Below are 9,380 nucleotides of genomic sequence, written 5' to 3'. Positions count from 1 at the left end.
ATCGTCCGCTGCAACAACTCGTTCTCACCCCGACACCCCGCCGCATGCGGAAAGTCACCCATGTCCCCCGTCGCGACGGTCTCCACGACGACCGCCTCCACCCGCCGGAACGCCGACCCCGCCGCCACCAGAACACCCACCCGATCCGCATCCGACAACCCCGCCAACGCATCGCCGGACAACACCGCATCAAGGTCGGCGATGACCCGATCCAGAAGCTCCGCGGTGCTGTTCATACCCCCAGTCAACCGAGGACCACCGACATTCACGCCCCAAAACCGCCCCTGATTACCCCAGATCAACGCCATATTCCAATCTCCCGATACAGCGCGCCGCTGTGGGTGGGCCACGGCCTCGAAGACGACGAAAGCGCAGGAGAGCGGGGCACGAGGAAGGACGTGGGAGAAGAGAACGAGAAGGAGAGAACGAGAAAGAGAGAACGAGAAAGAGAGAACGAGAAGGCGGGCGGCGTCACCCGAGGGCGGGTTCTGCCCTCATGAAGACGTCGACATCATCCTCGCTCTCGAGCACGAAGCCGTGCCGCTCGTACAGTCGACGGGCCGCACTGGCCTGCAGGACGTTGAGCCGGAACGGCCGCGTGCCGTCGCTCTCGGTGAGCAGGTGTGCGAGCACCCCAGCTCCGATCCCGCGGCCCTGCGATTCCGGCGTGAGATAGAAGTGCTCGATCCAGAGCGCATCGCGTTCGTGCCTCACCGCCACCAGACCGACGTCTTCGCCGTCGACGACGATCACGCGGGTGTTCTCGGGAACGAACGCGTCGAGAAAGCGCTGTCGCACGCGCACCGGGTCATATCGGCCGAGTCGCTCGAGGTCAGGTCGCATCACGACCGCTCTCAGCTCCGCCATCCAGACGGCGTCAGACGGGCTACTCGCTCGAAGACTCCATCCCGCTGACACAGAATCCATACAACCATCAGGAGCAGCACTCTCAGACCGGCACCCACCACGCACAGCATCCGCACCACGAACCCCGCGCAGCATCCGCACCACGACTCCCGTGCAGCATCAGCACCATGCACGCCGCCCGCAGCTACAGAGCCCGCAGCTAGAGAGCGAGCAGCACGATCCCGCCGGCGACGACCGCGGACGCGGCCAGCCGCCATCCTGGCCGACTCTCCTTGAGCGCGAAAACCCCGAAGAGACTGACCAGCACGACACTGACCTCGCGCAGCGGTGCGACCAGGGCGACCGGAGCGATCTGGATGGCCGTGAGCACCAGGATGTACGACAGCGGCGACAGGATGCTGAAGGCCACGATGCGCCGCCACTGCGTGCGCCCGAGGGTGCGCACGGCCGCCCATCGGCCGCGAACGCCGAAGGAGTAGAACGGGATCTCGAGCAGCATCGTCCCGACCATGAACGCGACGGGCGAGAGGTTCCAGGTGCGCACCGCGTTGGCATCCCAGATCGTGTAGACCGCGATCGCGACCCCGGTGAGCAGGCCGAACACGAGCCCGGGATCCAGGCGTCGGGATCGATCGGCGCGCCCTCGATCGACGAGACCGATCGCGACGACCCCGACGATGATCGCCGCGACGCCGACGAGAGCCAGTGCCGACGGTCGCTCTCCGAGAACCAACACGGCGACGATCACTGAGAGGAACGGTCCCGTGCCCCTCGCCGTCGCATAGACGGTGGAGAGATTGCCCTCACGGTATCCGCGCTGCAGCACCGCCATGTACGCCACGTGGAGCACCCCCGAGACTCCGACGCCCAACAGGAACGCGAGCACGTCGTCGGTGCCGAGCCCGCCGGTGAACGGGACGACGCCGATCCAGACGACGGTTCCTCCGACGGCTCCCCACCACAGGAACGGCATCCCCGCCCGGCTCACGCCATGGGCGACGATGTTCCACGCGGCGTGCGTGATGGCTGCGGCGATGACGAGAGCGAATGCGACGGCGGACACGAGAGACCCTTTCCGTTCATCGCGGGCGCGACGAACAGGGTCCTCCGGGCTTTTGTCCTGTCAGATGACGGCGTCCCTTCGGAGGGACGCCGTGGCGCCGCTCGGACCAGACGGGACGAGACCCCGGAACCCTAGGCGCTATCGAGAGCGACAGTACCTGCCGTGAGTGACCGGGAGGTGAACGAGGACAGTCTCGCGTCCGACAGGGTCGCCGGCGAACCCGATTACGATCGAAGGACCGCCCCTTCAGGAAGGTCCCCCCATGCCCGTCACCCCGGACGCTCTCGCCCACGCCGAGGATCTCGCCGACTTCGTCGCCGCATCGCCCTCGAGCTATCACGCCGCCGCCGAGGTGGCCAGGCGACTCGAGGATGCCGGTTTCGCTCGTCTCGAAGAGGAAGACGCGTGGGAAGTCACCCCCGGGGGACGCTACGTCGTCGTGCGCGACGGCGCCGCGATCGCCTGGACGGTGCCGGCGGATGCCACCACCACCACGCCCGCGCACGTGCTGGGCGCTCACACCGACTCCCCCGGCTTCAAGCTCAAGCCCCAGCCGACGACCGGGTCGAAGGGCTGGCTGCAGGCGGCCGTGGAGGTGTACGGCGGACCGCTGTTGAACTCCTGGCTCGACCGTGAGCTGCGCCTCGCCGGCCGACTCGCCCTCGCCGACGGACGGGTCGTGCTCGCCGACACCGGAGCGCTGCTGCGCCTGCCCCAGCTCGCGATCCACCTCGACCGCGAGGCGAACACAGGCCTCGCGCTCGACAAGCAGTTCCAGACACAGCCCGTCTGGGGTCTCGGCGACCCGACGCAGGACGACATCCTCGCAGAGCTCGCCGGGTCGGCCGGAGTCTCGGCATCCGACATCCGCGGCTACGACGTCATGATCGCCGACACGGCACGCGGGGCGGTGTTCGGCAAGGATCGCGCGTTCTTCGCCTCCGGCCGTCTCGACGACCTCGCCTCGGTGCACGCCGGCGTGGTCGCACTCGAGTCGATCGACACCGCGGCGTCCGGACCCATCGCGATCCTGGCGGCCTTCGACCACGAAGAGCTCGGCTCGAACTCGCGCTCCGGTGCCGCAGGCCCGTTCCTCGAGGACATCCTCGGTCGTGTGTACGACGCGCTCGGCGCCGACGCCTCCGAGCGTCGCCGCGCCCTCTCGGCGTCGTGGTGCCTGTCGAGCGACGTCGGCCACTCGGTGCACCCGAACTACGTGCACAAGCACGATCCCGTGGTGCAGCCGGTGCTGGGCTCCGGTCCGATCCTCAAGCTCAACGCCAACCAGCGGTACGCGACGGATGCCCTCGGCTCCGCCGCCTGGCGCGACTGGTGCGACAGCGCCGACGTGAACACGCAGGAGTTCGTGTCGAACAACAACGTGCGCTGCGGATCGACGATCGGTCCGATCACGGCGACGCGTCTCGGCATCCGCACGGTCGACGTCGGCATCCCGATCCTGTCGATGCACTCGGCCCGTGAGCTCGCCGGCGTCTCGGATCTGCACGACCTCACCCGAGTCGTGGGGGCGTTCTTCGCCGGCTGATCGTCGCTGACGCCCCCACGCGCCCTGCACAGTGCCAGGATGATGGCATGACGGACATCAAGCCTGGCCTCATCGAGCGCGCGGGCATCGAGATCATCCCCGAATCCGAGCGCACGGCGAAGCCTCGCGATCTGTTCTGGCCGTGGTTCGCAGCCAACGTGTCGGTGTTCGGCATGTCGTACGGGTCGTTCGTGCTGGGCTTCGGGATCTCGTTCTGGCAGGCGACGATCGTGTCGGTCATCGGCATCGTGGTGTCGTTCCTGCTGTGCGGACTCATCGCGATCGCCGGCAAACGCGGTTCGGCTCCGACCATGGTGCTCTCCCGCGCCGCCTTCGGTGTGCACGGGCAGAAGGTGCCTGGCATCGTCTCGTGGCTGACGTCGATCGGCTGGGAGACCTTCCTCGCGATCATGGCCGTGCTCGCGACAGCCACCGTCATCACACAGCTCGGCGGCGACGGCGACAGCATCGCGCTGAAGATCATCGCCACCGTCATCGTCGCCGCGCTGATCGTCGTGGCCTCCGTGCTCGGCTATCACACGATCATGAAGCTGCAGTCGGTGCTGACCTGGGTCACCGGCGCCGTGACGATCCTCTACATCGTGCTCGCCGCGCCGAGCATCGACCTCGCCGCCGTCATGGCACGCCCCGACGGCGGCCTCGGCCAGGTGACCGGTGCACTCGTGATGGTCATGACCGGCTTCGGACTCGGCTGGATCAACATCGCCGCCGACTGGTCGCGGTATCAGAAGCGCACGGCATCCGATGGGGCGATCGTCGCCTGGAACACGATCGGCGGCTCGATCGCGCCCGTGATCCTCGTCGTCTTCGGTCTGCTGCTCGCGGGGTCGGACGACGACCTCAGCGCGGCGATCGCCGCCGACCCGATCGGCGCCCTCGCCACGCTCCTGCCCCTCTGGGTGCTCGTGCCGTTCCTGCTCACCGCCGTACTCGCACTCGTCTCGGGTGCCGTGCTGGGCATCTACTCCTCGGGCCTCACGCTGCTGAGCCTCGGCATCCGCATCCCCCGCCCGTCCGCCGCGGCGATCGACGGCGTGATCCTCACGATCGGCACGATCTATGTGGTGTTCTTCGCGACCGACTTCCTCGGCCCGTTCCAGAGCTTCCTCATCACGCTCGGCGTGCCACTGGCATCGTGGGCCGGCATCCTGATCGCCGACATCCTCCGGCGCAAGAGGGACTACGACGAGGAGGCGCTGTTCGACGGCCGTGGAAGATACGGCTCCTGGGACTGGATCTCGATCGGCACCATGGTGGTCGCCAGCGTGATCGGCTGGGGCTTCGTGCTCAACGGCTTCGCCGACGCCGCCCCCTGGAACAACTGGCAGGGCTATCTGCTCGGCCTGGTCGGCGGAGTCGACGGAGACTGGGCGTACGCGAACCTCGGGGTGTTCTTCGCCCTGGTGCTGTCGTTCGTCTTCACTTGGTTCGCTCGCGCCGGACGCATCCGCGCCCAGGAGTCAGCTGCGTGAGCAGGGAGTCGTGGCTGGTCGTGATCGACCCGCAGGCGATCTTCGCCTCACCCGACTCGGCGTGGGCGTCACCGTTCTTCGACGACGTCATGCCACGCATCAGCGAGCTCTCCGAGTCGTTCGGCGATCGTGTGATCGTCACCCGCTGGATGCCGACCGCCGACCGATCGACCTCGTGGGGCGCCTACTTCGCCGCGTGGCCGTTCGCCGACCGCCCGCCGTCGGACCCGCTGTTCGACCTCGTGCCGCAGGCAGTCGGCCTGTCGGAGCGTCCGACGCTCGATCTGCCGACGTTCGGAAAGTGGGGCGACTCGATCGAGGCGATCGTGGGCCGCGGAGCGCACGTCGTGCTGGCGGGAGTGTCGACGGACTGCTGCGTCATCTCGACAGCCCTCGCCGCAGCGGATGCCGGGGCTCACGTCACGATCGCCGCCGATGCCTGCGCGGGATCGACAGCCGAGAACCACGACGCTGCGATCCGGATCATGGGTCTCTACCCTCCGCAGATCACGATCGGCGACACGGCCGCGGTGCTGGCGGAGCGCTAGCCCGCCGCGCGCACTGCCGCCGCGATGTCGGCGGGCGACCCGTGCCAGGGCGCTCCGTGTCCGGGAAGCACCCAGGATGCCGATCGGGCGGCCAGCCGGTCGAGAGACGCGGAGGCCTCTTCCGGCTCGTCGGTGAACGGCGCGGGCTGCGGACCCACTCGCCCCGTCAACACGTGGCGAGTGGTCAGCGCGTCGCCGACGAAGACCGCATCGGCCGCGGGGATGTGCACGGCGATGCTGCCGGGCGAATGACCCGGCATGCCGATGACGACCGGGGAGCCGGGGAGGTCGAGCACCTCGCCGTCGGCGACGGTCACGACCTCGGAGACGTGCCGCGTGCGCAGTGCGTTCTTGCGCAGACTGTAGGCGAAGAACCCGACCGTCGGACCGATGCGCGCCGGCCCCATCGGGGTCTTCGGCTTCTCACCCGTGCGCACCCTGTGTGCGTCGGCACTGTGGATGAAGACCGGCACGCCGGCCTCACTGCGCAGTCTCTCGGCGAAGCCGATGTGGTCGCCGTCGCCGTGGGTGAGGACCAGACCGCGGATGTCGGAGAGCGGCCGGCCGAGTTCGGTCAGCTTTCGCTGCAGGTCGTTCCAGTGGCCGGGCAGACCCGCGTCGACGAGCGTGATCCCCTCCGGCAGGTCGACCAGATACGACGCGACGACGTCGTTGCCGAGTCGATGCAGGTGCGGTGCGAGCTTCATGGTCGTCCCTTTCGTGGGAGGCTAGGATGGCTACATTACGTAGCTATCATAGCTATTGTCAATAGCCATGAAGGAGTCCCGATGCCGACGCCCGAACGAACCTCCCTGGCGGCCATCGTCGACGCCGGCCGCGACATCCTCGAATCGGCCGGCCCCGCGGGACTCACGATGCAGGCTGTCGCCGAGCGCGTGGGCGTGCGGGCGCCCTCTCTCTACAAGAGGGTCCGTGATCGAGACGCCCTGCTGTCGGCGGTCGCGGAGGCCTCCGCCGATGCACTGACCGGCCGACTCGACACCGCGGGGGACGAACTCCCCCTCCTCGCCGCCGCGTACCGCGCGTTCGCCCACGAGCACCCTCAGGCCTTCCGCCTGTTGTTCACGGCATCCGCGCCCGAAGACGCTCTCCATCGGACGTCTGCTCCGGTGCTGCGCTCCTGCGCCGAGCTCGTGGGGCCGGAACATGCGCTCGACGCCGCCCGCCTCTTCACCGCCTGGGCGACCGGGTTCCTGCAGATGGAGCTCGCCGGCATGTTCCGGCTCGGCGGCGATGTCGACGAGGCATTCGACTACGCGATGGGTCGCATCATCGCCGGGCTCACGGCCGCCTGATCGCACGCGCGGACGGGCGGATGCCGACGCCTGAGCCTGCGCCGATCCGCCGAGATCGACCGGAATACTGCCAAGATGATGCGCGGAGAGGGGTTTCCATGACGACGAGCGCGCACGAAGGCGAATCCGCCCGCCCGAAGAGGGTTCGCCGCCCGTGGCAGCGGACGAAGGTGGCAGTGGGGTTGATCCTCCTCGTCGCCGCCGTGGTCGCGATCATCGGCGCACTCACCCCCTGGCCTTCGGCCATGCTGATCCGCTCGGTGTTCACGAAGGGCGGTGACGAGACTGCCGCCGAGATGGAGAAGCACATCACCGCGGAGAAGCTCACCGAGCAGCTCGACGTCGCCTACGCCGACAGCGGCGCCGACACCACGATGGACGTCTTCACGCCGGCATCCGCCACCGGGCCGCTGCCGACGGTCGTCTGGATCCACGGCGGCGCCTGGATCTCGGGGTCGAAGGAGAACGTCGACCCCTATATGCGCATCCTCGCGGCCGAGGGCTACACCGCCATCGCGCTGAACTACACGATCGGACCCGAGGGCGTGTATCCGCTCGCGGTGCGCCAGCTCAACGACGCGCTCGCCTACATCGACGCCCACGCCGATGAGCTGAACGTCGATCCTGATCAGATCGTTCTCGCAGGCGACTCCGCCGGCGGCCAGCTGGCCAGTCAGATGGCGACGCTGATGACGAACCCCGACTACGCCGAGATCATGGACGTCACCCCGGCGCTGGAGGCCGAGCAGGTGGTGGCGACCGTGCTGAACTGCGGCGTGTACGACCTCGCCGCACTCGCTGCACTCGACGGCGTCGTCGGTTGGGGCCTCAAGACGTCGATGTGGGCGTATGCAGGAACCAAGACCTGGGCGGAAGGCTCGACCGGCTCGACGATGTCGACCATCGACTGGGTGACCGAGGACTTCCCGACGACGTACATCTCGGGCGGAAACGGAGATGGGCTGACGTGGTTGCAGTCGATCCCGATGGCCAAGCGTCTCGACGAGCTGGGAGTCGATGTCACGACGCTGTTCTGGCCGGCGTCGCATGAGCCGGCCCTGCCCCACGAGTATCAGTTCCACCTCGACATGCCCGACGCTCAGACGGCGCTGCAACAGACGATCGGCTTCCTGAACGCCCACACCACGCGTTGAGAGTCCGGGCGCGGCGATCTACTTCATCGTGTCGAGGATGCCGACCAGGTCGTCGAACGTCGTGAGTGGGTTGAGGATGGCGAAGCGGGTGTTCGGGCGCCCCGCGTGCGAGCTCGGCACCACGAACGCGCGCTGTGAGTCGAGCAGCTCGTCCGACCAGCGGTCGTAATCGCCGCGATCCCAGCCCTCGCGTTCGAACACGACGACCGAGAGCTGTGGGTCGCGCACGAGTCTGAGCTCGGGGCGGGCGGCGATCTCGGCAGCGATCCTCTGGGTCAGAGCGAGCGTCGCACTCACAGCCTCGCGGTAGGCGGTCACGCCGTAGGTCGCGAGCGAGAACCAGAGCGGCAGCCCCCGCGGACGTCGAGTGAGCTGGATCGAGTAGTCCGACGGGCTGAAGTCACCGGCGTCGGTGAGAGTGTCGAGGTATTCGGCGTGCTGCGTGTGCGCTCTGCGCCCCGCATCGGGGTCACGGTAGATGAGCGCGCAGCAGTCGAAGGGGGCGAACAGCCACTTGTGCGGATCGACGATCACCGAATCGGCACGCTCGACGCCCGCGAAGATGCCACGGGCCTCCGGCGCCAGCATCGCGGTGAGCCCGTAAGCGCCGTCGATGTGCAGCCAGAAGTCGAACTCGTCCTTCAGCGCGGCGATGCCGGCGATGTCATCGACGATGCCGAAGTTGGTCGAGCCGCCGGTGGCGACCACCGCGCAGATCTCTTCACCGTGCTCCGCGAGAGCCTCACGCACGGCATCCGCCCTCAGCCTGCCGTCGTCGTCGGCGGGCACGAGCAGCACGTCGGCATCCATGACCTTCGCCGCCGACTTGTTCGAGGAGTGCGCCTCGACGCTGCACACGATCTTCCACCGACGAGGGAGCTCTGTGCCGGCTGCGAGCATCTTCGCCTTCGCCGCCTCGCGGGCGGCGACGAGCGCAGACAGGTTGCCGATCGTGCCGCCCTGCACGAACACCCCACCGGCAGTGTCGGGAAGGCCGAACTCGGTGGCCAGGAAGGACAGCACCTCGTTCTCGGCGTGCACGGCTCCTGCCCCCTCGAGCCAGCTGCCTCCGTAGAGGCCCGATGCCGAGACCACGAGGTCGAACGCGATCGATGCGATCGTCGGAGCGGTCGGGATGAACGAGAGATACGCCGGGTGGCTCGTCGTCAGGCAGGCCGGAGCGAGGATGTGCTCGAACACGCTGAGCGCGCGCTGCGACCCGAGACCGGCGTCGGTGATCGTGGTTCCGACCAGACGATCGAGCTCAGCCGGCGACTGGGGTTTGTCGAGCGGCACATCGGCCGCGAGCATCCGGCGGCGCGAGTAGTCGAGCACGGCGTCGACGATCGCCGTCGATTCGGCCGAGGCCGCGTGCATGCGTTCTGCTCCCATG

General features: G+C 68.1%; 10 protein-coding genes. 5 read left to right on the top strand and 5 right to left on the bottom strand.

What is annotated here, in order from left to right:
• The 3 genes from QMA07_RS12745 to QMA07_RS12735 all read right to left on the bottom strand — a co-directional run.
• The coding region (locus QMA07_RS12745) for a hypothetical protein (RefSeq protein ID WP_290162418.1) at window positions 1-236 on the bottom strand (236 nt) is incomplete at its 3' end.
• A gap of 235 nt (window positions 237-471) precedes the next feature.
• Complete coding sequence (locus tag QMA07_RS12740; RefSeq protein ID WP_290162416.1) at window positions 472-867, bottom strand: GNAT family N-acetyltransferase; 396 nt, start codon at window positions 865-867, stop codon at window positions 472-474.
• A gap of 199 nt (window positions 868-1,066) precedes the next feature.
• A complete protein-coding gene (locus QMA07_RS12735; protein ID WP_290162415.1) occupies window positions 1,067-1,930 on the bottom strand; it encodes an EamA family transporter in 864 nt (287 codons plus the stop codon).
• 262 nt (window positions 1,931-2,192) lie between these two features.
• Between QMA07_RS12735 and QMA07_RS12730 the strand changes: the two genes are divergently transcribed.
• Genes QMA07_RS12730 through QMA07_RS12720 form a run of 3 tightly spaced genes read left to right on the top strand, consistent with a single transcriptional unit; the run spans window position 2,193 to window position 5,517 of the window.
• Window positions 2,193-3,476 (top strand): M18 family aminopeptidase, encoded by a 1,284-nt coding sequence (locus QMA07_RS12730; protein WP_290162414.1) that lies wholly within the window; start codon window positions 2,193-2,195, stop codon window positions 3,474-3,476.
• Window positions 3,477-3,523: 47 nt separating this feature from the next.
• Window positions 3,524-4,969: a cytosine permease gene (locus tag QMA07_RS12725; protein ID WP_290162413.1), complete on the top strand. Its 1,446-nt coding sequence runs from the start codon at window positions 3,524-3,526 to the stop codon at window positions 4,967-4,969.
• The gene (locus tag QMA07_RS12720; protein ID WP_290162412.1) at window positions 4,966-5,517 is read left to right on the top strand and encodes an isochorismatase family protein; all 552 of its coding nucleotides are present in this window, start codon (window positions 4,966-4,968) and stop codon (window positions 5,515-5,517) included. The genes QMA07_RS12725 and QMA07_RS12720 overlap by 4 nt, the downstream gene beginning before the upstream one ends.
• Here the strand turns inward: QMA07_RS12720 and QMA07_RS12715 are convergent.
• Window positions 5,514-6,224, bottom strand: coding sequence for an MBL fold metallo-hydrolase (locus QMA07_RS12715; protein ID WP_290162411.1), 711 nt, complete (start codon window positions 6,222-6,224; stop codon window positions 5,514-5,516). The two genes, QMA07_RS12720 and QMA07_RS12715, sit on opposite strands and share 4 nt — an antisense overlap.
• 81 nt (window positions 6,225-6,305) lie before the next feature.
• On the opposite strand from QMA07_RS12715, the gene QMA07_RS12710 reads away from it, so the two are divergent.
• Window positions 6,306-6,833, top strand: a complete 528-nt coding sequence (locus QMA07_RS12710; RefSeq protein ID WP_290162409.1) for a TetR/AcrR family transcriptional regulator — start codon at window positions 6,306-6,308, stop codon at window positions 6,831-6,833.
• Window positions 6,834-6,931: 98 nt separating this feature from the next.
• Window positions 6,932-7,987 (top strand): alpha/beta hydrolase, encoded by a 1,056-nt coding sequence (locus tag QMA07_RS12705; RefSeq protein WP_290162408.1) that lies wholly within the window; start codon window positions 6,932-6,934, stop codon window positions 7,985-7,987.
• Between the two features lie 18 nt (window positions 7,988-8,005).
• On the opposite strand, the gene QMA07_RS12700 is transcribed toward QMA07_RS12705, so the two are convergent.
• A complete protein-coding gene (locus QMA07_RS12700) occupies window positions 8,006-9,379 on the bottom strand; it encodes an aminotransferase class V-fold PLP-dependent enzyme (RefSeq protein WP_290162406.1) in 1,374 nt (457 codons plus the stop codon).
• Window position 9,380 lies beyond the last annotated feature (1 nt).

The sequence above is a fragment of the Microbacterium sp. APC 3901 genome, assembly GCF_030407765.1.
Lineage (GTDB): Bacteria > Actinomycetota > Actinomycetes > Actinomycetales > Microbacteriaceae > Microbacterium.
The sequence above is the reverse complement of the archived record's forward strand: the minus strand, read 5'-3'. Positions and strand labels throughout refer to the sequence as shown.

Coding starts and splice junctions, on each gene's coding strand:
- QMA07_RS12710 (WP_290162409.1), top strand. CDS start 6,306: ATGCCGACGCCCGAACGAACCTCCCTGGCGGCCATCGTCGACGCCGGC.
- QMA07_RS12700 (WP_290162406.1), bottom strand. CDS start 9,379: ATGGGAGCAGAACGCATGCACGCGGCCTCGGCCGAATCGACGGCGATC.
- QMA07_RS12725 (WP_290162413.1), top strand. CDS start 3,524: ATGACGGACATCAAGCCTGGCCTCATCGAGCGCGCGGGCATCGAGATC.
- QMA07_RS12715 (WP_290162411.1), bottom strand. CDS start 6,224: ATGAAGCTCGCACCGCACCTGCATCGACTCGGCAACGACGTCGTCGCG.
- QMA07_RS12730 (WP_290162414.1), top strand. CDS start 2,193: ATGCCCGTCACCCCGGACGCTCTCGCCCACGCCGAGGATCTCGCCGAC.
- QMA07_RS12705 (WP_290162408.1), top strand. CDS start 6,932: ATGACGACGAGCGCGCACGAAGGCGAATCCGCCCGCCCGAAGAGGGTT.
- QMA07_RS12740 (WP_290162416.1), bottom strand. CDS start 867: ATGGCGGAGCTGAGAGCGGTCGTGATGCGACCTGACCTCGAGCGACTC.